The organism is Streptomyces sp. SAS_272, from assembly GCF_052543235.1.
In genome coordinates this window covers 320,610-342,020 of the sequence record NZ_JBMNDR010000001.1, presented here as the reverse complement: position 1 = coordinate 342,020, position 21,411 = coordinate 320,610, and the positions used below count along the sequence as shown (strand labels likewise).

Annotated in this window: 16 protein-coding genes and 1 pseudogene; 8 read left to right on the top strand and 9 right to left on the bottom strand. The window is 71.9% G+C overall.

Features of this window, described 5'->3' with window-relative positions:
• Nucleotides 1–96: 96 nt before the first annotated feature.
• Nucleotides 97–3,796 (bottom strand): annotated as a pseudogene (locus ACN6LD_RS01610) (LamG-like jellyroll fold domain-containing protein).
• 348 nt (nucleotides 3,797–4,144) lie between these two features.
• On the opposite strand from ACN6LD_RS01610, the gene ACN6LD_RS01605 reads away from it, so the two are divergent.
• Complete coding sequence (locus tag ACN6LD_RS01605; RefSeq protein ID WP_445042298.1) at nucleotides 4,145–5,272, top strand: acyltransferase family protein; 1,128 nt, start codon at nucleotides 4,145–4,147, stop codon at nucleotides 5,270–5,272.
• A gap of 6 nt (nucleotides 5,273–5,278) precedes the next feature.
• Here the strand turns inward: ACN6LD_RS01605 and ACN6LD_RS01600 are convergent, their stop codons facing one another.
• Nucleotides 5,279–5,725 (bottom strand): hypothetical protein, encoded by a 447-nt coding sequence (locus tag ACN6LD_RS01600; protein ID WP_445042297.1) that lies wholly within the window; start codon nucleotides 5,723–5,725, stop codon nucleotides 5,279–5,281.
• Between the two features lie 98 nt (nucleotides 5,726–5,823).
• Between ACN6LD_RS01600 and ACN6LD_RS01595 the strand changes: the two genes are divergently transcribed.
• Both ACN6LD_RS01595 and ACN6LD_RS01590 read left to right on the top strand, forming a co-directional pair.
• Nucleotides 5,824–6,297, top strand: a complete 474-nt coding sequence (locus ACN6LD_RS01595) for a hypothetical protein (protein ID WP_445042296.1) — start codon at nucleotides 5,824–5,826, stop codon at nucleotides 6,295–6,297.
• A complete protein-coding gene (locus ACN6LD_RS01590; protein WP_445042295.1) occupies nucleotides 6,294–8,462 on the top strand; it encodes a hypothetical protein in 2,169 nt (722 codons plus the stop codon). Before ACN6LD_RS01595 ends, ACN6LD_RS01590 begins: the two co-directional genes overlap by 4 nt.
• Here the strand turns inward: ACN6LD_RS01590 and ACN6LD_RS01585 are convergent, their stop codons facing one another.
• The gene (locus ACN6LD_RS01585; protein ID WP_445042294.1) at nucleotides 8,463–10,688 is read right to left on the bottom strand and encodes a bifunctional glycosyltransferase 87/phosphatase PAP2 family protein; all 2,226 of its coding nucleotides are present in this window, start codon (nucleotides 10,686–10,688) and stop codon (nucleotides 8,463–8,465) included. It abuts the gene before it with no gap.
• A 636-nt stretch (nucleotides 10,689–11,324) separates the two neighbouring features.
• On the opposite strand from ACN6LD_RS01585, the gene ACN6LD_RS01580 reads away from it, so the two are divergent.
• Nucleotides 11,325–11,996: an O-methyltransferase gene (locus tag ACN6LD_RS01580; RefSeq protein ID WP_319192099.1), complete on the top strand. Its 672-nt coding sequence runs from the start codon at nucleotides 11,325–11,327 to the stop codon at nucleotides 11,994–11,996.
• Between the two features lie 57 nt (nucleotides 11,997–12,053).
• Here ACN6LD_RS01580 and ACN6LD_RS01575 read toward each other — a convergent pair whose 3' ends face one another.
• On the bottom strand, nucleotides 12,054–12,440 hold the full coding sequence (locus ACN6LD_RS01575) for a hypothetical protein (protein ID WP_307042404.1): 387 nt from the start codon (nucleotides 12,438–12,440) through the stop codon (nucleotides 12,054–12,056).
• A 117-nt stretch (nucleotides 12,441–12,557) separates the two neighbouring features.
• Here ACN6LD_RS01575 and ACN6LD_RS01570 point away from each other — a divergent pair, with 117 nt between their 5' ends.
• Nucleotides 12,558–12,983, top strand: a complete 426-nt coding sequence (locus ACN6LD_RS01570; RefSeq protein ID WP_445042293.1) for a DnaJ family domain-containing protein — start codon at nucleotides 12,558–12,560, stop codon at nucleotides 12,981–12,983.
• Between the two features lie 21 nt (nucleotides 12,984–13,004).
• Here ACN6LD_RS01570 and ACN6LD_RS01565 read toward each other — a convergent pair whose 3' ends face one another.
• Nucleotides 13,005–13,862: a hypothetical protein gene (locus ACN6LD_RS01565; RefSeq protein WP_445042292.1), complete on the bottom strand. Its 858-nt coding sequence runs from the start codon at nucleotides 13,860–13,862 to the stop codon at nucleotides 13,005–13,007.
• A 5-nt stretch (nucleotides 13,863–13,867) separates the two neighbouring features.
• Nucleotides 13,868–14,575 carry a hypothetical protein gene (locus ACN6LD_RS01560; RefSeq protein WP_319198261.1) on the bottom strand — a complete coding sequence of 236 codons (708 nt, stop codon included), beginning with the start codon at nucleotides 14,573–14,575 and terminating at the stop codon, nucleotides 13,868–13,870.
• A gap of 231 nt (nucleotides 14,576–14,806) precedes the next feature.
• Between ACN6LD_RS01560 and ACN6LD_RS01555 the strand changes: the two genes are divergently transcribed.
• Nucleotides 14,807–15,412: a GNAT family N-acetyltransferase gene (locus ACN6LD_RS01555; protein ID WP_445042291.1), complete on the top strand. Its 606-nt coding sequence runs from the start codon at nucleotides 14,807–14,809 to the stop codon at nucleotides 15,410–15,412.
• On the opposite strand, the gene ACN6LD_RS01550 is transcribed toward ACN6LD_RS01555, so the two are convergent.
• Nucleotides 15,405–17,444, bottom strand: coding sequence for an MFS transporter (locus ACN6LD_RS01550; RefSeq protein WP_319197873.1), 2,040 nt, complete (start codon nucleotides 17,442–17,444; stop codon nucleotides 15,405–15,407). The genes ACN6LD_RS01555 and ACN6LD_RS01550 overlap by 8 nt on opposite strands.
• Before the next feature lie 170 nt (nucleotides 17,445–17,614).
• Between ACN6LD_RS01550 and ACN6LD_RS01545 the strand changes: the two genes are divergently transcribed.
• On the top strand, nucleotides 17,615–18,766 hold the full coding sequence (locus ACN6LD_RS01545) for a peptidoglycan-binding protein (protein ID WP_445042290.1): 1,152 nt from the start codon (nucleotides 17,615–17,617) through the stop codon (nucleotides 18,764–18,766).
• 52 nt (nucleotides 18,767–18,818) lie between these two features.
• Here the strand turns inward: ACN6LD_RS01545 and ACN6LD_RS01540 are convergent, their stop codons facing one another.
• Together ACN6LD_RS01540 and ACN6LD_RS01535 are read right to left on the bottom strand one after the other, a co-directional pair.
• A complete protein-coding gene (locus ACN6LD_RS01540) occupies nucleotides 18,819–19,484 on the bottom strand; it encodes an HAD-IA family hydrolase (RefSeq protein WP_445042289.1) in 666 nt (221 codons plus the stop codon).
• 279 nt (nucleotides 19,485–19,763) lie between these two features.
• A complete protein-coding gene (locus tag ACN6LD_RS01535) occupies nucleotides 19,764–20,345 on the bottom strand; it encodes a TMEM165/GDT1 family protein (RefSeq protein WP_307042417.1) in 582 nt (193 codons plus the stop codon).
• Nucleotides 20,346–20,730: 385 nt separating this feature from the next.
• On the opposite strand from ACN6LD_RS01535, the gene ACN6LD_RS01530 reads away from it, so the two are divergent.
• Nucleotides 20,731–21,375: an HNH endonuclease family protein gene (locus tag ACN6LD_RS01530; RefSeq protein WP_445042288.1), complete on the top strand. Its 645-nt coding sequence runs from the start codon at nucleotides 20,731–20,733 to the stop codon at nucleotides 21,373–21,375.
• The last annotated feature ends 36 nt before the right edge of the window (nucleotides 21,376–21,411 follow it).

Below are 21,411 nucleotides of genomic sequence, written 5' to 3'. Positions count from 1 at the left end.
GAGAAGTTCCAGCCAGCACGTCCGCGGCCTGCTGTGCCTGTGCCTGCTGCATGTCGTGGTGGTGGAGACAGAGGCCGCCCCCACCATCTCTGCCTGTCAGTCGCCGACCGTCTCTGTGACCTGGTCGGGTCCCGCCATCGCGCCCACCCACAGACGGACCTCAGCGACCCGCCCGGGCAGGTAGTGCTTCCACGCGTTACCGCTGAACCCCTTGCCGACGGCGAAGTCCCCCGTGCCGATCTCGGCGGTGAAGGTCTGTTCGCCCCCGTTCGGAACGGCTCCCAGATAGAGGCCGATCGTGCCGTCCTGGGCGTTGACGACTCCGGTCATCCTGACCATGCCGTCCAACAGCGCGTCGTCCTCGGAGGCCACCGCGCTGAACTTGCCCTCAGCGTTGAGCCGGCCGAAGCGCCAGAATCCCTGCGGGACGGTCTTCTCCTCCCCGGCCTCCTGGTCGACGACAGTCACCTTGTCCGTCAACTCGTACCAGAAGCCCCAGGCCGAGCCGTCGGACGTCCGCTGGCCAACCACCTGGCCTGTGTAACCCACCTGCTTGTCGAGCAACTTGGCACCGTTCAACCCCGCCAGGGCCGTGACGGTGAACGAACCGCTGTCGTCCACGACCGGACCGGCCGTGGTTGCCGCGCCGTCCACTCCGTTCAGCACGATCGACTCACCGTCCAGCGAGGCTCCACCGCTGAGGGTAAGCGAGCGGCCGTAGCCGGACGTGGTGTCGGCGATCGTGGTGTCGACACCCTTGTCGGCCGACCAGTCGGCGACCAGTTCCACTCCGGCGTAGTTCTTCGACGTCAATGCGCCTGCCGTCGTCGCGATCTCCTTCTGCGACAAAGCCCGCTGCCACGTCGTCGGCTCGTCGATGCTGCCTTTGAAGTAGTCCGTGTAGGCATCGGCCCGGACGGCTCTGCCGATCTGCAGCGGACCCGAGCCCTTCCATGCCGTTCCCGCCTCGACAGTGCTCTGCAGTGTCCCGTTCACGTAGAGGCTGGCCTTCCTCGCCTCCGCGTCGTAGACGCCGGCTACATGGGTCCACACACCGCGCGGCGACGCCTGCGAGGCACTGGCATTGCGTTGGACGCCGTCCGTGCCCATCACGCTCAGGCTCCAGGTGTCGGCCCCTCCACCCGCGTACGACAACCCGAACGGGCTGAATTTCTGGGAGAACGGACTTGCGCTGTTGGGCACCTGGCTCAGTGCCGTCAAGGTTCGCGAGGCAGAGGCGTCGACGAGCACCCAGGCAGAGACGGTGTAGGAGTCGGAGGTGTCAAGGACCGTCGAGTCCGTTGCCGCGTAGCCCGTGCTGCCGTCGAGAGTCAGGCCCTTGTCCTTCACCGGCGTTTTCAAGGCCGCACCGGACGTGTCGTGCGTGATCAGCCCACGACGGCCGTGGTCGTCGCGAACGGCGCCGCCTGCCAGGGTCGCGTCATCCGCGCCGTCCCACGTCGCCGAGTCCGACGCTACGTCGACGCCCTCGGTGAAGTTCCATTGTCCGACGGGCTTTTGACCGTCTGCGACCAGGAAGTCCACGACGGACTCGGCACCGTAACGGCCGACCTTGTCCTTTGCCCGGACGATCAGCCGATACGTGCCTTCCACCGGCGGTGTCACGCTGGCAGAGGAAGACGGACCGGCCGAATCCGAAGACCACCCGGCAACCGTGGAGAGCCGGTACTGGTAGGCGACGATGTTGTTGTCACCTGTCGCCGGGTTCAAGGAGAACTTGGCCTGCACTCCGGGCCCGCCGTGCGCCGTGCAGTCGTTGGGCAGGCACTGCGTGTACGGCGCGCCGACAGTCACCTGCGGGGGCTTCGGTGCGGTGGGGTCGACCTTGAAATAACAGGGCGTGGTGTAGCCCGTGTTCTGGCGACTGCTGCCGTCCTGGTAGTAGGAAAGGGTCAGCGCCTTCAGGCGGTACAGCACGCCCTCTTGGAGAGCGGGCAGGCTGCGAGACTGCTTGACGAGGTTCCCGACGTAACCGGAGGTCGGACCGTCGACATCCGTGTGCGCGACCGTCCACGACGTGCCCGAGGACTTCTCCGTCCGCCACCGGATACGCAGGCTTGCGCCCACCGAGCCACCGGACGCGGTGCGCGGTCTGCCCTGCACCAGCGGCGTCGGATCGGATATGACGGCCGGGTCGGCCGCGTTGGTGGAGCAGACGAAGCCGGTTCCGGTGACCAGCCCGACCTCCGTAGGAAGGGCGGGTACCGCCACGTACTTGACCGCGAGCACCGCGTCGTTCTTGAAGCGCTTCCACGCCGACGGATCCGACTCGTCGTGAGCCTTGATCTCCAGGGTCAGCCGGGCGAACCTGCCGGCCGCGAAGTTCGCCACCGTCGACGTCAGGTTCTCGTTCGTCTCGCTCGGATTGTCGTTGAACTCGATCGGAGCGTCCGGGGCATCCGGGGAGCACAGCGAGCCCCGGCCCGCGGACACGTTGACGTCCACCATCAGGTCCAGCTCAGCCGGCCGTGACGACCAGGTGGTCGCGGACGAGATGTTGTTCGTGCGGACGAGGTCCACCCAGCGCGGGTCGCACTGGAACGCCCAGGGCTCGGTGACCCGGAAGGTGGCGTCGAGGACCTTCTTGCCCTTCAGGCTCGCCGGCGAGAACTCGTAGTACAACTTCTGCACGTACCCCGGACCGCAGTAGTAGCCCTGCCAGCTACCGCACTTGCCGGCGCCCTTGCCCTGGCCGTCGTCGCCGTTGCTCCAGCCGTAGGACTCGTATCCGTCACTGCGCAGGAGCGTTCGCTCAGATCCACCCCAGGTCACGGTCGGATCGATGAAGAGGGGGAAGGCCGACGCCTTGGTCTTGGAGAGCATGGTGGCGTCCGGGACGACCGACAGCGAGTCCTTGGTGACGGCCACGTCCATCTTGGCGATCTTGTCGCCCTGGCCCGGCTCCAGACCCGAACCGGACGGCGCGAGCTCGGACGGATCGGACGGGTCGGACAGTTCCGTGGTCTCCTCGGCCAGCGGCTGCGCCCGCATCAGTTGCGTCGTCGTCTTCCCGGCTGCCCCGGTCTGCCCGGACCCTTCTCCGGCCGAGTCCCACATCCGCGCGGGCGGCGCCCTGAACACGGTGCGACCGCTGCCGTCCACGGCTGCCAGGTTGCCGGCGGCGCCCATACGGACGTCCAGGCCTTGGGCCTTGAGCCCGAACGTGAGCTTCTTCAGCTCCTCACTCCCCGCCGCCTCCGGCGTCTTGACGACGAACACCGGCTGGAAGCTCTCCGGGGTCACAGTCACCTGCAGGTCGACGTCCGGCAGGACGTCGTCGTAGACGGCCTTGGCCCCGTCCAGCCGCGGCGCGGGAAGCTTGCCCGGCCACTGCAGTTCCAGAGGTGCCCTCGCCCGCGATCCGCGCCAGGGGCTCCTTCTCGCCCCCTGCCGAGAAGGCGATCGACACTGCGGCCGCCTTCGGCCCCACCGAGCCGTCGGAACGTTTTTCCAGTGTCGCGTCCGGCTTCTGCCAGCCGCCGCCCGGTTTGCTCACCCGCACGGGGACGACCGACTGCTCGAGCGTCAGAGTGAAACCGTCGGGGTTGGCGAAGGTCGTGGTGCGGTCGGTTCGTTCACCCGTCACCTCCACACGCTGCCCGGACTTCTCGGCCTCGGCCAACGCCTGCTGAGCTTCGGTCAGCGGCGTGGAGTCCGCCTCGGCGGCGGAGGCGGCCAGTTGGCCCGGCAGGACAAGTACGCCCGACACCACGGCCAACACGGCTGTGGCAGCTGACACACGCCTGCCCCGCTCCGGGCCGGGGCGTCTGGGCATGCCTGATTTCCCCCGCACGAACCACACAGAACCCCGCCCCCAGAGTCACAAGATCTTCAAAAGTAAGCGAATTCAAGCCCTCCCCTCACCTTGCGTCAAGGTCATATGACGATGCGCAGTTGTCTGCAATGGCCTCCTTGGCTTGAATGCGCGCAACAAAAGCGAACAAGGTCCAGCACAGGCACCGCCCAGCTGTGGCCCGTTGGCTGGATGTGCGTCGGGCCTCGCCTGCGGCGGCCTTTGTGCGGACCCGGTGTTAGCCTCGGCTCTTTGTGCGTGGGGCGGACGTGTTTCGTCCGATTCCCGTCCCGCGCAGGTGCTGCCGCTGCCGTCGACGAAGGACCGCCGTTGATCTCCATACCGGGAGCCGGACGCGATCGGCTGCCCTCGCTCACGGGGCTGCGTTTCTGGGCGGCTCTGCTCGTCGTGCTGTATCACCTGTCCCGGCAGGCGGGGAAGGTGCCGGGGGTCAGCGACGCCGTCTGGTACGGGCGCAGCGGCGTCACGTTCTTCTTCGTGCTGTCGGGTGTCGTCCTCGCCTGGACGTACGACGGCGCGAACGTGCCCGCCCGGGTCTTCTTCTGGCGGCGCTTCGCCCGGATCTGGCCGCTGCTCGCGGTCGGCGTCGCGGCGTCCGTGGCCGCCTACCTCTACATGGGCCGCGCCGTTTCGGCCAAGGGCGTGGTCGCGAACCTGCTGCTAGTGCACGCCTGGTTCCCGCAGCGGGTCATCAACGCGGGGGGCAATCCGGCGGCCTGGTCGCTCAGTGACGAGGCCTTCTTCTATCTGGCCTTCCCCGTTCTGCTGGCGCTCCTCGCGGGCCGGCGCGCCCGGGTGTGGGTGTGGACCGCGGTCGCCGTCACCTGCGCGGCCCTCGTGCTGTGGCCCGCTCTGTCCGGTCTGCCGCCCGCCACCCGGAGCTGGGCGCTCGACTACCTGCCGTTGACCCGTTTCCTGCAGTTCGTGCTGGGCGTGGTGGCCGGGCTGGCGCTCAAGCGCGGCTGGCGGCCTCCCGTGTCGTTGCCGGTGGCGGCCGCACTCGTCGTCGCCTGGCACCTCGCCCTGCTGCCCTGGTCGAAGGCGGTGCCGGACGCACTCTGGTACAGCCCGTACTCCGCCTCCCAGTTGCTCTCCGCGCCCGTGTTCGCGGTCCTGATCTGCGCCGCGGCGCGTGCCGACCTGGACGGCCGGCGCACAGGGCTGGGCGGGACGTGGATGATCAGGCTCGGGCACTGGTCGTTCGCCTGGTACCTCCTCCACGAGATCGTGCTCCGCCTGGCCGTCTTCCGCTGGGGCAGGCCCGCTCCCGGCGGCGACACGCTCGTGTTCTGGGCCGGTGTCCTGGTCACCAGCCTGGCCCTGGCCGCCGTGGCCTACCACTGCGTCGAGCACCCGACGGAACGCCGGCTGCGACGTCTCGTGGGCCGGCCCTCCGCACCCGTCCGCCCTTCCTCGGACGCGCCCGCCGCCCGGTGAGAGACGTCAGCGGGCGGGGGCGGTCCGCCGCCTCCGCCAGGACCGCCGGACCCGGACGAACGTCGTCCAGCAGGCGGCGAGGAGGCTGCCCGCGGCGACGAGGGCGAAGAGGACGAGCGCCGGATTGATCCAGACCGGGACCAGGTCGTAGGACGCGTTGCACTTGTCGTGCAGGGGGAAGAACCGGCTCGGCTCGCGCCAGTGTTCACTGCGGTAGACATCGTCATAGGTCTGTCCCCGCAGGGCGCACGTCTCTCCCACGTCCAGGCCGCCGGAGAAGATTCCGCAGAGCCAGACGATGAACGTCACGGCGCCGGACAGTGCCGAGAGGAGAAACCACTGGACAGGGTGGTGACGGCCGAGGCGCGCACCCACGGCGGCGGCAGCGGCAGCGGCAGCCATGGTGCGGCTGGGGACACCTGCGGCGGAGCCGGCCCTCTCACCGTCGCTCATGCCGTCGCCCCCTCGAACTCCTCCTGCCCGCCCCGCCCTCATCCGGGCGAGGTTACATCCGTCCGAAGTCGGCGACCGCTCCAACTCGACTCTGTAGCATGCCGTTTCACACGGACCATGGGGGGACGGGAATGCTCGGCGAGGCGTTGACCGCGGCTGCGGCCGGTGGGGGGATGGCCGTGGTGCAGGCGGCCGGATCGGACAGTTGGGCCTGGTTCCGGGCCCGGTGCGCCCGGCTCGTCGGGCGGGGGGACGGCGACGCCGAACGCGACGCGCTCGAGCGGCTCGACCGGACCGCCGCCGTCCTTGACGCCGTCGACGAAACGGACCGGGAGCGGGTGCGGGCGGTGCACGCCGTGCTGTGGCAGGGCGAGTTCGCCTCACTGCTCGAAGCGCCCGGCGAGGCGGAACGCGCGCGGATCCTCGATCAACTCGCCCGGCTCACCGCGGATTTCGGGGCCGCCGACGACGAGGCGCGCGGCGCCGTCACCGGGAACGCCTTCCACGGTCCCACCGCCGTGCAGACCGGCGATCACAACCGGCAGGAGAACCACTTCGGGCCGGGGAGATGACCGAACCCGGCGGCAGCGGGCCCGAGGTCTCCGGCAACGTCTTCCACGGGCCCGCCGCCTTCCAGGCAGGCGACCACAACGTCCAGGTCGTCCATCATCACGCCGTCCGCACCGCCGGGGACGTCCTCGACACCGCCGCCGACGAACTCGCTCGCGTGGTCGGCGCGCAGTGGCAGGAGGAGGCCGCGCTGCGGCGGCTGACAGATCCCTCGCCATTGCCCGTGCGGTGGCGGGTGAGTGAGCGCAGGGCCGCGGGACGGGTCGTGGCGGCCACCGCGGAGGGGGCGGCCCGGGCGCGGTTCGGTCCCCTGCCCGGCGTCGCGCCGACCACCCGCGCCGGGCTCCGCGGCGGCGGCGGTCTCGCCGAACTGCACGCCGTTTACGGCGGCCTGGCCTCGGGACGGCTGCTGCTCCTCGGGCCGCCCGCCGCCGGCAAGACCGCCGCCGCCGTCCTTCTGCTGCTGGACGCCCTCGCGCACCGGGCGGCGCGGCCCTCGGCCGCCGACCGCGCCCGCGTCCCCGTCCCTGTTCTGCTGTCCCTCGACGGATGGGACCCCGCCGGGGAGAAAGCCACCGACTGGGCCGCGGACCGGCTCAGCCGTCAGTACACCCTCTTCCACGGGCGGAACGGCCGCGCCCGCGCCCGGCGGCTCCTCGAACAGGGACGCGTCGCCCTCTTCCTGGACGGTCTCGACGAGGTCACCGGCAGACTGCGCGGGGCCATGATCAGCGCGCTGGAGACGGCGCCCTTCCGGCTGGTGCTGGTGTCCCGGGCGAAGGAGGCCGTGCTCACCGCGAAGAAGGCGCGGCTGGGCGGCGCCCTCGCGCTGGAGATCCAGCCCGTGCGGCCGGCCGACGCCGCCGAGTACCTGCTCGACCGGCTGCCTGCTGCTCCCTCGCCCGCCTGGCGGGCGCTCACCGGGCGGCTCCTGTCGGGGGCCGGTCCCGGTCCCGGTCCCGGCCCCGTCTCTGCGGGCCCTCTCGCCGGCCCGCTCCCCGCCCCCCTCGTCGACCCGCTCGCCGCCGCGCTCGCCGGGCCGCTCACCATCGCCCTGCTGCGCGACGTGTACGGCGACGACGACCCCGTCGACGAACTCCTCGACACCGCCCGCTTCCCCACCGCCCGCGCCGTGGAGAACCATCTCCTCGACCATGCGGTGGCCGCCGCCTACACACGGCGTCCCGGACGCCCCCGTCCCCGCTACTCCGCGAGGACCGCCGAGCGCACGCTCCGGCACATCGCCGCCCGCCTCGCCGAGGAGGGCACGCGTGATCTGCGCTGGTGGCATGTTCCCGGCTGGACGAGCCGGCGGCCCCGGACGATCGCCGTGTGGATCGTCGCCGCGGTGGTGTGCGGCACGCCCGGCGCGATCATGGCCTGGAACGTCAGCCCGACGCCCCTGACAGCCGTCGTCCTCGCTCTCGGGGCGGTCGCCGGCGGGTACACGATCGCCCGGCGTCTGGCCCGGTTCAGCGTCCCGCAGCCGCTGTCGAGCGCGGGATGGCGCGACATCTTCACCCGGAGGACGGTCGGCTCCGGCCTCGGGCAGTGGCTGTTCGTGGGCACCCTGCTCTGTCTCGTCGTGCCGGTCGTGCCGCTGATCGACGACGCTCCGCCGTGGTGGCTGTGGTATCTGGTCACGCTGCCGCTCGGCTACAGCGAGGTGCTGGTCACCGGACGCGGGTACGAGATCGTCTCCGGCGCCCCGTTCCTCTCCCTGGGAACGGGCCGCCACTACGACCCCGTGCGCGAGGACCACTCGGGCCCCTCGGTGCTCGACACCCGGTCGGTGGGACCGCGTGACGTGTGGCGCCATCACCTCGTGCTGCGCCTGTTCCTGGGGCTGCTCACCGGCCTCGCCCTCGCCCTGTACGTCGGCCCGATCGTGGCCTGGGCCCAATCCCCTTTGCAGGGAGTGATGTTCGGGGTGACGGCCCTGGTATGGACCGGCGCCACCTCGGGCCTCGCCGGCAACCTCGCCGTCGCGACCGCCCTCACGGCCGTGCAGCTCCACCACGAGGAGGGCACACCGGTACGACTGATGCACTTCCTGGAGGACGCCCGCCGCCGCAACCTGCTGCGGGCGACGGGCCCCGTCTACCAGTTCCGCCACGCCCGTCTCCAGGAAAGGCTGGCCCTCGGGGAGCGGGACGCGACGGGGTGATCACCTCGCTGCCGGGTCCTTCCGGGACGCCGGCACCGGCTCGGCCGCCCTCCTCCCCCTCGCCGCCGCGTCGACCTCCGCGTCAGCCTCCGACCCGACCTTTGACTTCGCCTTCACCGCCGCCGCCGCCGCAGCCGCAGCCGTCGTAGCCGCCGGCCACGCCTCCAGCGCTCCCTTCGGCGCTGCCCCCGCTGCCGACCCCGCCGTGGCCGCCGTCGTCGCAGCCGCCGTCGCGGACTGCGCCCGGGGGCCCATCAGCAGGTAGGACAGGCCGAAGCCGGCCAGCACCACCGCCGCGCCGCCGGCCGCGTCCAGCACCCAGTGGTTGCCGGTGGCCACGATGGACGCGACGGTGAGGAGCGGGTGCAGCAGGCCGAGGGCCTTCACCCACCGTCTGCGGGCGACGATCGCGATGACCAGCCCGCACCACAGGGACCAGCCGAAGTGCAGGGACGGCATCGCCGCGTACTGGTTGGTCAGCGCGGTGAGGGTGCCGTAGTCCGGTTTGGAGAAGTCCTGGACGCCGTGCACCGTGTCGACGACGCCCAGGCCGGGCATCAGGCGGGGCGGGGCCAACGGGTAGAGCCAGAAGCCGACCAGGGCCAGCAGGGTCGCGAAGCCGAGGGACGCTCGGGCCCAGCGGTAGTCGGCCGGGCGGCGCACGTACAGCACCGCGAGGACCGTCAGCGGGACGGCGAAGTGGAAGGACGTGTAGTAGAAGTCGAAGAAGTCCCGCAGCCGGTCGACGCCCGTCACCCAGTGGTTGACGGCGCGCTCCACGTCGAGGTGCAGGAACCGCTCGCTGTCGAGGATCTGCTGTCCGTGCGTCTCCGCGCGCGCCCGTCCGCCCGAGTTCGTGCCGCCGGTCGCCGCGAGCCGGACCTGCTGGTAGGCGGCGTACGTGACACGGAGCAGCAGCAGCTCCAGCAGCAGATTGGGGCGGGTCGGGAGGCGTTTGAGGAACGGCAGCAGCGGCACGTGCGCCCAGCGCGCGGGAACCGACGGGACGTGCCCCGCCGGAACGGGCGTCCGGTGGAAGGGGGACGTCCGCGGCAGGAACGGGACGACGGTGGCGGCGGCGACCGCGGCCAGCAGCACCGCGTTGTCGCGCAGCGGGTGCAGGGCCGCCGTGTGGGGCAGCAGCATGTCCCCCGGGAGCGTCATGACCACGATGACCGCCACCGGCCAGACATGGCGGTCGCAGGCGCGTCGGCCGACCCTGCCGACCACCGCCGGCAGCACCCACAGCAGCTGGTGCTGCCAGGTGGTGGGCGAGACGGCGATCGCCGCACAGCCGGTCACGGCGACCGCGAGCAGCAGCTGGCCGTCGCGTGCGTAGCGGACGGCCCGGCGCACGCCGAGGACGGCGACGGCCGCGCCGAGCGACAGGAACAGGCCGATCTCGAGCGGCCCGGAGAGGCCGAGGCGCAGCAGGGCGCCGTGCAGGGACTGGTTGCCGAGGCCGTCCGCCTCGCCGCCGAGGCCGGTGCCCGCCATGTGGTGCACCCAGTAGACGTACGAGTCGTGCGGCATGGCAGCCCAGGTGAGCAGCGTGACGGCGGTGAAGGCGGCCACGGAGGCGGCCGCGGCGCGGCGGCGGCCGGTGAACCAGAGCAGGGCGGCGAAGAGCAGGACCGCGGGCTGGAGGGCGGCGGCCACGCCGATCAGGGCGCCGGTGGCCCGCCGGTCCCGTGCGACGAAGCAGCCGAGGACGACGAGCAGGACCGGGACGATGCTGGTCTGGCCGAGCCAGAACGCGTTGCGCACGGGCAGCGACAGCATGAGCAGGCTGGTCGCGGCCGGGGCGGCGAGCAGCGAGGTCCGTCTGCCGAGCGGCCGGGGCAGGTTGCGGGCGGCGATCACGCCGAGGGCGGCGACCAGCAGCAGCGTGCCGAAGGTCCAGCCCCAGCCGAGAGCCTGTTCGGCCGCCCGGGTGAGGGGTTTGAGGACCAGCCCGCCGAAGGGGGTGCCGGTGAAGCGCGTGGAGCCGTAGAGCGAGCCGTCGGCGTGCAGCACGCCGTCGGGTCCGACCCAGGCCTCCAGGTCCGTCAGCCGTTGTCCGCGTGGGGTGCCGAGGACGACGGCCGCCTGGCGTACGGCGAGGAGGGCCGCCACCAGCCAGAGGCCGAGGCGGGCGGCACGCAGACGCGTCCCGGCCGGGTCGGTGCTGCCGGCCGCCGGTTCGAAGGGATCCGCCGTCCGCCCGCTGTGTTCCGCATTCGCCACGCTCTGTGGCCTCCCGCCCGTTCGTCCACGCGCGCTGCGCGGGATCGTCCGGCGCCTCTCCTGAGGCGCACGTCTCCCCCCGCAGACACGAAGACGTCGGCCCCCTGTTCTTCCGACGATTTCTCTCCTTTTGCCCGGTAGAGGATAGTGCGTCCACCGGACCGGTCGCCTCCGCGAGGGGCGGGATCCGGATCACCGCGCGGACGGAAAGGGGCCGCACGCCGTACCTTCGTGGCACCTCATGTGTCGTGAGGGGTACGGAGAGTGCTGGGGTGATGCGAGGTGCGGTGTGTTTACGGCGGCGCTTCCCCCGCGTCTCGTGCCGCGACCGCACGCGGGCGGCGACCCCGGGCGGCACCGGCAAGCACCTCGCCGCATCTCGGGCGGCAGCCCGCAGCGCCTCGGGCGGCGCCTCACAGCACCCCGGGCGGCACCTCGGGCGACCCCCGGGGCAGACCGGCGGGCAGCCGGCCGCGCCCCCTGCTCCGAAGGGGTGAATTCAGCCGTGTGGAGCCGTGCGGCGCGGGCGGAAGGACGTCGTCCGCGGCGGGCGTCGTTGACACGGCTTGTTAGCGCGTCTAACCATTTGTCACCGACATGCCTCCCGGCACGTCAGGCACACGAGAGGCTGAGCGCATGAGCGAGTCGCAGGTCTGGGACGCCGTGGACGCCTACTTCACCGGCCGTCTCGCCCCCGACGACGAGGTGATGGCGGCCGCGCTGCGGGACAGCGACGCCGCAGGACTGCCGCACATCAGCGTGACGGCGAACCAGGGCAAATTGCTGCAGCTGCTCGCCGAGGTCCAGGGGGCCCGGCAGATCCTGGAGATCGGCACACTCGGCGGCTACAGCACGATCTGGCTGGCCCGCGCGCTGCCCGCCGACGGCCGGCTTGTCTCCCTGGAGTACGACGCCCGGCACGCGGAGGTCGCCGTCCGCAACATCGCCCGCGCGGGCCTCGACAAGGCGGTCGAGGTGCGGGTCGGCGCGGCCCTGGAGTTGCTGCCGCGACTGGCGGACGAGAACCCGCCCCCGTTCGACCTGGTCTTCATCGACGCCGACAAGGCCAACAACGTCCACTATCTGGAGTGGGCGCTGAGACTCACGAGCGCGGGCAGTCTGATCGTCGTCGACAACGTCGTCCGCGGCGGCCGGGTCGCCGACGCGGACAGCGACGCCGAGGACGTGCGCGGCACCCGCGGCGCGATCGAGCTGATCGGCTCGCATCCGAGGCTGAGCGGCACGGCGATCCAGACGGTGGGGGCCAAGGGCTACGACGGTTTCGCGCTGGCGCGCGTCCTGGCGTAGCCCTTCCGCGGCCGCTCCGCGACCCCTGCCGGGTGGTGCGACGGCGGGGGCGGCGGCTCAACCCTCGTGATAGAAGCCCACGTTGACGCTGCGCGGCCCGGTCCGGTCGTACACGATGATCTCGCCGGATCCCGCCAGCGGCAGTGTCCCGCCGTACACGAGCGACTGGGTGTACTGCCCGATCACCAGCCGCACCTCGGAGGAGGGCTCGTCCTGCGAGCCGCGCAGCCACGACACCTGCCAGGCGCCGTCGGGGCCGCACAGGAACTCCAGGTGCACCCGGGAGACGAACAGCCAGTCGTCGGGGGTCGCGAGACGGCACACGGACCTGTCCCGGCCCACCCGCAGCACGGCGCCGGGGTCGCTCGGCGAGTCGGCCATCAGCATGCCGGCCGTGGCGCCCTCTTCCGTCCCGGAGACGGTGGCCATGGTCAGTTCGAGCACGTGCGCTCCCCTTGAGATGTCTTCGGCATGCCTGTCGGCGTCCTGTGTCCTAAGTGTGCGTGTACAGCCGCCGCATGATAAATCGCCCGGGCCCACCACGTCCGGCACAATGGACGCATGACCGAGCGAAAGCCACCGGGTGTCCCGTTCGAGTCCTGGGTCGAAAAGCAGATCCGCGACGCCGAGCGGCACGGCGAGTTCGACCGACTGCCGGGCGCGGGAAAGCCGTTGCCGGCCGTCACCGACACCTCGTACGACGAACTGTGGTGGATCAAAAGGAAGATGGCCCGCGAGGGCCTTTCCGTGCTGCCGCCGACCCTCGCCCTGCGCAAGGAGGCGGAGGACGCGCTCGCGGCGGCGTACGCGGCGCCGTCGGAACGCCTCGTCCGGAAGATCGTCACGGACGTCAACGTGAAACTGCGCGACATGATGTTCAAGCCGCCGCCCGGCCCCCCGCTGGGCATGAAACCGTACGACGTCGAAGCGGTCGTACAGGAGTGGCGGGAGCGCCGGGCGGCGGCCGGGGACGTGCCGCGGGACTGAGCGGCAGCAGCGCAGGAGCGGTCAGAGGTGGAGCAGCCGCTCCGTGAGTTCACGGTAGTCACGCAGGGCCAGCCTCAGTTGCTCGGTGTCGACGGCCGTGGCGGCCGCCGGCCCGCGCTCCTTGCCGCCGCCCGTCTTCCCGCCGCCCTCCTGCTGCCATGAGCCGCGCAGGGTACGGCGGCGGCGGTCCACGGCCTCGGTGAGGCGTCCGGCGAGCTCCTCCAGCACCTCGTCGGCCTCCACCACGGCGTCCCGGGGGCCGTCGACGAACCCGACGACTGCATGCCGCAGACGCGTGGCGATCCGGTCGCACTCCTCGTCCGGGAGGAGGGACGAGGCGGTGGAGCCGTCGTCGTGACCGGGGACGGCCGTCCGCTCACCGGTCCCGGCCGCCGACCCGACGGTACCCGTACCGCCGGTACCCGTACCGCGGGCGACGCCCGTTCCGTCCGCGCCGTTCGCGGACGCACCCGGGTCGGGGCGAAGCGGCTTCGGCTCCACGGCCGCCGCACCCGCCGTCACTCCGGACGCGCCGCCGGCGCCGACCGTGCCCGGCGTGCTGGTGGTGCCGGACGAGGCGGTCGTGCCGGGCGAGGCGGGTGGTGCTGTCGGGTGGGGTGCGGCGGGGGCCGTCGTCGCCGCCTGACCGCGGTCCTGCGTCGTCTTCCTCGGCAGCCTGCCCGTCTCGCCCGGCAGGGCCGTCTCGTTCGGCAGGGCCGTCTCGTTCGGGGGTACGGCTCCGTCGGGCCGGTTCGTCTCGCCCGGCGGGGCCGTCTCGGGAGTCGGCAGGGTGTCGCCGCGCCGGGTGGCGGACCGGCGGTCGTCGGCCGGGCCGCGGTTCTCCGGGCCGGTGCCCGTGCTCGGTGTCATGTCCGGCATGACGGTCAGCCCTCCTTGGTCTGGTGGCGGTGGAAGCCCCACGGCTGGTGATGGCCGGAGCCGGAGCGCTCCCGGGTCGCGGGCTGTGCCGCGCGGTCGTGGCCGGTGTGGTGGCGGGCCGGGCCGACCAGGTCGTCGAAGAGGGCGCGGGCCTCGACCATCGCGGTCCGCATGTCCTCGGTGCCGGGCGCCTGCCCGGCCGTCCCCGGGACGTCGGCCGAGCCGGGGTGACGCGTGCCGTCGCCGCCTGCGGAGAACTGGGCGACGCGGTGGACGCGGCGGTAGCCGTCGACGCGGTGTGCGTGGTGGACGGAGAGCGCGGCGAGCTGCTCCTCGTACTGGCCTCCGTCCGGGAAGCCACGGGCGCCGGCGACCTCCGCGATCAGCCGGTCCGCCTCGGCGACCGCTTCCCGGGGCGAGTCGACGAACCGCTCCTGGGCGGTCGTCCAACGGGCCTCGAAGCGCTCGCGTTCGGCGGCCTCCAGCGGACGCTCACGCAGCCCGCCGTGCCGTTCCACGAGAGCGTCAAGCTCCCGCTCCGCGGCCTTGACGTCTCCGTCGTGCCGGGCCACCGCCCGGTCGTACTCGGGCCCGAAGCGGTGCTTCAGGCTGCGTCCGCCGTGCGAGCCGCGGGCCCGCACGGCCAGGACGGCCGCGACGGCGACTACGGCCGCCACGACCACGATCAGAGCGATGATCACTCCTGTGGACATGCCTTGCCTTCCGGTGTGTCGGCCCCACGGGCCGGTTCCAGACTCGGGTTGCCCGGACGGCCCCTCCCAAACGACGCGGGACCGGGGAGCGGGCCTGGGACGGGCCCGGGAACGGGCTCCGCGCGGGCCCCTACGGTCTTCCGAACGGACCTCCGACAGCCGGTCAGGCTGCTGCTCAGGCCGGGGAAAACCGTTTGCGGGGAGGCAGGACCGCCTCCCGACAATGTCCGCATGACGACCCCGACCCCCGCCCCGACCTCCACCCCCGGCCCGGCTCCGACCCTCACCCCGTCCCCGTCCCTGACGTCGACGGCGTCCCCGACGCCTACGCCGACGCCGTGGACCGTCGCCCCCGAGCCCTTCGACTCACCCGACGCCGTGGCGCTCTGGCGGGCGTACTACACCGAAGTCAGCGACCGCTACTACCTGTTGCACGAGGGGCGCCGCACCGGACTCGACGAGCTGGACCGGGAGGTCGCCGCCCACTCCGGCGCCGAACTCTCCCCGCCCGGTGGGCAGTTGCTGATCGGCCGGTACGCTGGTGAACCGGCGGGCACCGCGGGCGTACGGCTGCTGGACGCGTCGACGGCCGAGCTCACCCGGGTCTTCGTGCGGGAGGGTCTGCGCGGCAGGGGCGGCGCCCCGCTGCTCGTCAGGGCCGCCGAGGACGCCGCCCGCGCGCTCGGCGCCGACCGGATGGTGCTCGACACCCGCGGCGACCTGGTCGAGGCCCGCGCCCTGTACGCCCGGCTGGGATACGCCGAGACCGAGCCGTACAACGACGACCCCTACGCCGACCACTGGTTCGAGAAGTCCCTTTCCCCGCAGCTCACTTGACCCTGTTCACCGGCCGTTCGTCGTGCGGCTGCTCCCGGTCCGAGCCGCACAGCTCGCCGGTCAGCTCCCTGACCAGCTGGACCAGGTCGGTGGGGCGGTCCGGTCCCCACCAGTCGCCGAGCAGCTCGGCCAGCGAATCCTCACGGGCCGCGGCGAGCCGTTCGGCGGTCACCCGGCCCTCGTCGGTCAGCACCATGTCCAGGCCCCGGCGGACGACGAGACCCCGTCCCTCGATCTGCCGGGCCGCCTCGACGACCACCGACAGCGGGACGGAACTGCGTTCGGCCACCATCGACGGCTCGACGCTGCCGTACCGCTTGATGCGCAGCAGCAGCCAGCTCGCGGCGGGGACGAGGTCGTAGCCGGCGCGCTCGGTGATCGTCCGGTAGATCTCGCGGCGGCCCTCCCTGGTGCCGAGGACGGACAGCGCCCGGCACACCTCGTCGTACGAGGAGCGTTCCACCGGGTTGCTGGCGAGGGTCTCGGTGACGTCGGGGGCGGTGACCGAGGCGCGCAGCGGGTCCTCCCGCAGGAACCAGGCCAGGACGAAGCCGACGACGGCGACGGGCGCGGCGTACAGGAAGACGTCGGTGATCGCGGAGGCGTACGCGTCCAGGACGCTCGGACGCAGGTCGGACGGCAGGCCTGCGATGCCGCGCGGGTCGGACTCGAGCGCGTCGGCCGACACCCCGGGCGGGAGGCGGACGCCCGCGAAGGCGGCCGCGAGTTTGTCGCCGAGGCGGGCCGCGAAGACCGTGCCGAAGATCGCGACGCCGAACGAGGCTCCGATGGAGCGGAAGAAGGTCGCGCCGGAGGTGGCGACGCCGAGGTCCTCGTAGGGGACCGCGTTCTGCACGATCAGCACCAGCACCTGCATGACCAGGCCGAGGCCCAGGCCGAAGACGAAGAAGCAGACGCTCATCTCGAACGTGGAGCTGTGCTCGTCGAGCCGGTGCAGCAGGAGCAGGCCGATCGACGTGACGGCGGTGCCGGCGACGGGGAACACCTTCCAGCGGCCGGTGCGGCTGACGATCTGGCCGGAACCCGTGGAGGACAGCAGCATGCCGACCACCATCGGCAGCATGTGCACGCCCGACATGGTCGGCGAGACGCCGTGCACCACCTGCAGGAAGGTCGGCAGGTAGGTCATCGCGCCGAACATCGCGAAGCCGATGATGAAGCTGATCACGGCGGAGAGGGTGAAGGTGCGGACGCGGAACAGTTTGAGCGGCAGCACCGGTTCGGCCGCCCGCCGCTCCACGGCCACGAACGCGACCGCCAGCAGGGCCCCCAGCAGCGCCAGCGCGACGATCTGCGGCGAGCCCCAGTCCCAGGTGGTGCCGCCGAGCGAGGCCACCAGCACCAGACAGGTGGCGACGGAGGCGATGAGGAACGTGCCCAGGTAGTCGATGACGTGTTTCGTCGATCTGCGCGGGATGCGCAGCACGGCCGCGATGACGGCCAGGGCCACGACGCCGACGGGCAGGTTGACGTAGAACACCCAGCGCCAGCTCAGGTGCTCGGTGAACAGGCCGCCCAGCAGCGGGCCGAGGACGCTCGTCGCGCCGAACACCGCGCCGAACAGGCCCTGGTAGCGACCGCGATCGCGTGGCGGCACGATGTCGCCGACGATCGCCATCGACAGCACCATCAAGCCACCGCCGCCCAAGCCCTGGAGCGCGCGGAAGGCGATCAACTGCGGCATGTTTTGCGCCATTCCGCACAGCGCCGAACCGATCAGGAAGAGGACGATCGCCGCCTCGAACAGCCGCTTGCGCCCGTACTGGTCGCCGAGTTTGCCCCACAACGGGGTCGCGGCCGTCGACGCGAGCAGATACGCGGTGACCACCCAGGACAGATGCTCCATACCACCGAGGTCGCTGACGATCGTCGGCAGGGCGGTCGACACGATCGTCTGGTCGAGGGCGGCGAGGAGCATGCCGAGCAGCAGGGCGCCGATCGAGACGAGAACGTTTCCGGACACGTGTTCCTGACGCGGATCCGCCGTACGGCTGTGCGCGTCCAACGCCATGGATGCCTCCTGAGGCTCGGTGACCCTTTCCATCGTGATCGGTGTGACCCGTTATGGCCTCTTGAGTCCTCCCGAGTCCTAACGGAATTCGACGTTCCGGGGGCCGTGGGTGACCGGTTGTGTGGAGGATCTGCATAATCTCTGGAGTTTGGAAGGGGAGGGCCGAACACGTGATCGATCCGACGGGGCGGCAGAGGCAGCCGGGACGGCCGGGACTGCCGTGCCCGGAGTGCGGAGCGCTCCGCGCGCCCGACAACACCCCGTCCTGCGCCTGCGCCCGGCGGGCCTCCGACGCCCTGCGCGAGACGCGCACGGCCGAGGCGGCCGCCGCGGAGGACTTCGATCCGTTGCGCATACGGCCATACGTGGAACTCGACGAAGCGGAACCGGACGCAACGATCGCGCCGGACACGAGCGGTGCGACCCACGCGCCCCGTCCGACCGATGCGCCCCGCCCGACCGGTCCACCCCGTGCGACCGGTGCGGTCCGTCCGACCGACGTGACGATGCCGATGGCGGCGGTCCCGGCCGACGCGACCATGCCCCTGCGCCGTGTCGACCCCGTCGTTCCGCCGCCGGGCGCCACGACGGCGCTGCCCACTCCGCTCACACCCCCGGGCTCCGAGCCCAGCACGACCGATCTACGGCTGTTCGAGACGGCGTACATCGGCGCGGCCCACCCGGGCGACGAGGAAGCGCGCCCCCGTCCGCGCCGCCGCCGGGTCCTGCTGGTCGCGACGACCGGCGCCGTCGTCGCCGTGGTGACGGCTGCCGGGTTCGCCGCCGGACTGTTCTCGTACGAGAAGCCGACCCGCGAGAGCGCCGCCCCCGAGGACGTGCGCGCCGCCGTGCCCGTCCCGAGCGTCAGCAAGGCCTCCGCGTCACCGTCGGCGAGCCGCTCCGCGTCGCCGTCCGCTTCCCATGCCCCGCCGCCGCCCCCCGAGAGCGAGCGCCCGTCGCCGTCCGCGACACCGGAGAGCGCCTCGCCGTCAGCGTCCCCGTCGGCCGAGGCGAGCCCCGTGACTCCGTCCGCCGACGCCTCCCGCGCCTCGGGCCCCGACAAGGCGGCCGACGCGGTACAGAACGGTTCCGTCGGCGTCGTCTCCCTGCGGCGCGGCGACCAGGGTCCCGAGGTGACCGAACTGCAACTGCGCCTGAAGGCGGCGTTCTTCTACGACGGCGCGGCCGACGGCTCCTTCAGCGGCGAGGTCGAGGACGCCCTGCGCAACTACCAGTGGTCCCGGGGAACGACGGAGGACGGCCTGGGCGTGTACGGCCCGGTGACCCGGGCCCGCCTGGAATCAGAGACGAAGGAGCCGTAGCCACCGGCCGGAAGCGGAGGACGCCCGAAGGCCGGCCGAGGACCGTACGGGCTCAGCCGATCCGGATGCGCACCGCCGCCCTCGCGCCTCCCGCCTCCGGCACGACCTCCACCTGCACCTCGCGGAGATCCCGCACGACCGCGTCCGGCCCGTGTGCCGCCGCTCGCGGACCGACGCCGACGACCCGCATCCCGGCGGCGCGCCCCGCCGCGATACCCGCCCCGGAGTCCTCGAAGACGACGCACTGCGCCGGGTCGACGCCGAGCTCCGCCGCGCCCTTCAAGAAGCCTTCGGGGTCGGGCTTGCTCGCGCCCACCGACTCCGCGGTCACCCGCACCTCGGGAAGTTCCAGCCCCGCCGCGGCCATCCGGGCCGTCGACAGCGGGACGTCCGCCGAGGTGACCAGCGCGTGCGGGACGCCGCGCAGGGAGGCGAGGAACTCGGGGGCGCCGGGCACCGGGACGACGCCGTCCAGGTCGGCGGTCTCCGCCGCCAGCATCCGGGCGTTGTCCTCGAGGTTCAGACGCATGGGCCGGCCGGGCAGCAGCACGGCCATCGAGGCATGCCCCTGCCGGCCGTGGACGACCTTCATGACCTCGTCGCCGTCGAGTCCGTGTTCGTCGGCCCAGCGCCGCCAGATCCGTTCCACCACTGCGTCGGAGTTCACGAGGGTGCCGTCCATGTCGAGCAGGAGGGCGTGGGCGGTGAAGGCCGGCATCAGCAGCTCCAGAGACGTAAGGACAAGGCGGCCCCGCCCGCCGGTCAGGGAAAACGAGCGGGAGCCACTTTGTTCCCCCACGGTACAAAACAATCGCCCCCCAGCGCCACCCCGGCCGCACCCGACCCCCCGCACCCGGCGCCCCACGCCCGCAGGGCCGGCGCTCGTCGCCCTGCGCTCAGCGCCTGCACCCCCCACCCCGCACCCCGCACCCCGCACCCCGCCTCAGCTTCGGCCTCAGCCTCAGCTTCGGCCTCAGCCTCGGCCTCGGCCTCGGCCTCAGCCGGTGATCGCCTCCCAGAGGCTCCACACGCCAAGCAGCAGCATCAGCAGGGCCGCGATGCGGGTGATGAGCGTCAGCGGCACCCGCTTCATCAGGGCCTTTCCGCCGACGATGCCGAGGCCGGCCACCGCCCACAGCGCCAGCACCGCTCCCAGGCCCACGGAGAGCGGGTCGTCGTAGCGGGCGGCCAGGTTGGCCGTCATGATCTGGGTGAGGTCGCCGAACTCGGCGACGAGGATCAGCATGAAGCCCGCGCCGGCCACCTTCCAGAAGGACTGGTCCTCCGGCCGCCGGACCTCTTCGTCGTCCTCGTCCTTCTTCAGCAGCAGCACGGCCGCGCCGCCGAGGAAGAGGACGCCGGTCAGCGCGTGCACGATCTGCTGCGGCAGCAGGGTGAGCACGCTGCCCGCCGCGACGGCGAGCGTGACATGCAGGGCGAAGGCGGCGGCGATGCCGGCGAAGACGTACGAGGCGCGGTAGCGGGTGCCGAGGACGAGTCCGGCCAGGGCGGTCTTGTCCGGCAACTCGGCCAGGAAGACGACGCCGAAGACGAGCGCCGTCACGGTGATGCTGATCAAGGTTCCTCTATCGGTCGGGGCTGCCCCGCCGAGAGTGCTGCAGTCCTTGCGAAGATCCTCACGAAGACGCCTCGGCACGGCAGCACACGTCATCCGTGCCGTGCGGCACGGATGTGCACTGCTTGCCGAAGGTCTCGCTGGCGGGCCCGCCTTCACGGACTCGCCTCCGGGCGCCGGCTCAGACGAGCTGAGCAGTATGTCGACGGTCCGGCGAAGAGCTACTCCCCTTCTGCGCCGTCCAGTGTACGAGATCGTTCCGCCGTAGACCTTGTCGTGTCATGCACTCGTCACTAGCTTCTCATCGGACGCACATCTCCCCGCAACACGGCGGCGCGAGCATTCCCACGCCCGTGCTGCAACACCCCGCCTCCCCAACGGAGTTCGCATGTCGAAGTTCTACGCGCGTGGACGGCTGAGCGCAACAGCCGTCCTCACCGCCCTCATAGCCTCGGTCGGGCTCTTCCAGTCCCCGACCGCCTCCGCCGCCCTCCCCACCCCGGTCTCCGCCGCCACCGCCCGCACCTACCTCGCCTCGCTCACCGTGAAGGCCGAGAACCGCACCGGCTACGACCGCGATCTGTTCCCCACCTGGATCACCATCAGCGGCACCTGCAACACGCGTGAGTACATCCTCAAGCGGGACGGCACGAACGTCGTCACCAACTCCGCCTGCACCGCCACCAGCGGCAGCTGGTACTCCCCCTACGACGGCGCCACCTGGACCGCCGCCTCCGACCTCGACATCGACCACCTGGTCCCGCTCGCCGAGGCCTGGGACTCCGGGGCGAGCGCCTGGACCACCGCCCGGCGCCAGTCCTTCGCCAACGACGTGACCCGGCCGCAGCTCATCGCCGTCACGGACAACGTGAACCAGTCCAAGAGCGACCAGGACCCGGCCGAGTGGATGCCGTCGGTCACCTCGTACCGCTGCACCTACGTCCGCGCCTGGGTACAGGTGAAGTACTACTACGACCTCTCGGTGGACTCCGCCGAGAAGAGCGCGCTGACGAGCTACCTCGCCGGCTGCTGACCGGTCCGTAGCCGCCCGGCACTCCCCGAGGACCCT

Excerpts from the sequence above, each read along its gene's own strand:
- ACN6LD_RS01600 (WP_445042297.1), bottom strand. The coding sequence starts at position 5,725 with ATGAGCGACGGTGAGAGGGCCGGCTCCGCCGCAGGTGTCCCCAGCCGC.
- ACN6LD_RS01595 (WP_445042296.1), top strand. The coding sequence starts at position 5,824 with ATGCCGTTTCACACGGACCATGGGGGGACGGGAATGCTCGGCGAGGCG.
- ACN6LD_RS01590 (WP_445042295.1), top strand. The coding sequence starts at position 6,294 with ATGACCGAACCCGGCGGCAGCGGGCCCGAGGTCTCCGGCAACGTCTTC.
- ACN6LD_RS01580 (WP_319192099.1), top strand. The coding sequence starts at position 11,325 with ATGAGCGAGTCGCAGGTCTGGGACGCCGTGGACGCCTACTTCACCGGC.
- ACN6LD_RS01570 (WP_445042293.1), top strand. The coding sequence starts at position 12,558 with ATGACCGAGCGAAAGCCACCGGGTGTCCCGTTCGAGTCCTGGGTCGAA.
- ACN6LD_RS01565 (WP_445042292.1), bottom strand. The coding sequence starts at position 13,862 with ATGCCGGACATGACACCGAGCACGGGCACCGGCCCGGAGAACCGCGGC.
- ACN6LD_RS01560 (WP_319198261.1), bottom strand. The coding sequence starts at position 14,575 with ATGTCCACAGGAGTGATCATCGCTCTGATCGTGGTCGTGGCGGCCGTA.
- ACN6LD_RS01555 (WP_445042291.1), top strand. The coding sequence starts at position 14,807 with ATGACGACCCCGACCCCCGCCCCGACCTCCACCCCCGGCCCGGCTCCG.
- ACN6LD_RS01550 (WP_319197873.1), bottom strand. The coding sequence starts at position 17,444 with ATGGCGTTGGACGCGCACAGCCGTACGGCGGATCCGCGTCAGGAACAC.
- ACN6LD_RS01540 (WP_445042289.1), bottom strand. The coding sequence starts at position 19,484 with ATGCCGGCCTTCACCGCCCACGCCCTCCTGCTCGACATGGACGGCACC.
- ACN6LD_RS01530 (WP_445042288.1), top strand. The coding sequence starts at position 20,731 with ATGTCGAAGTTCTACGCGCGTGGACGGCTGAGCGCAACAGCCGTCCTC.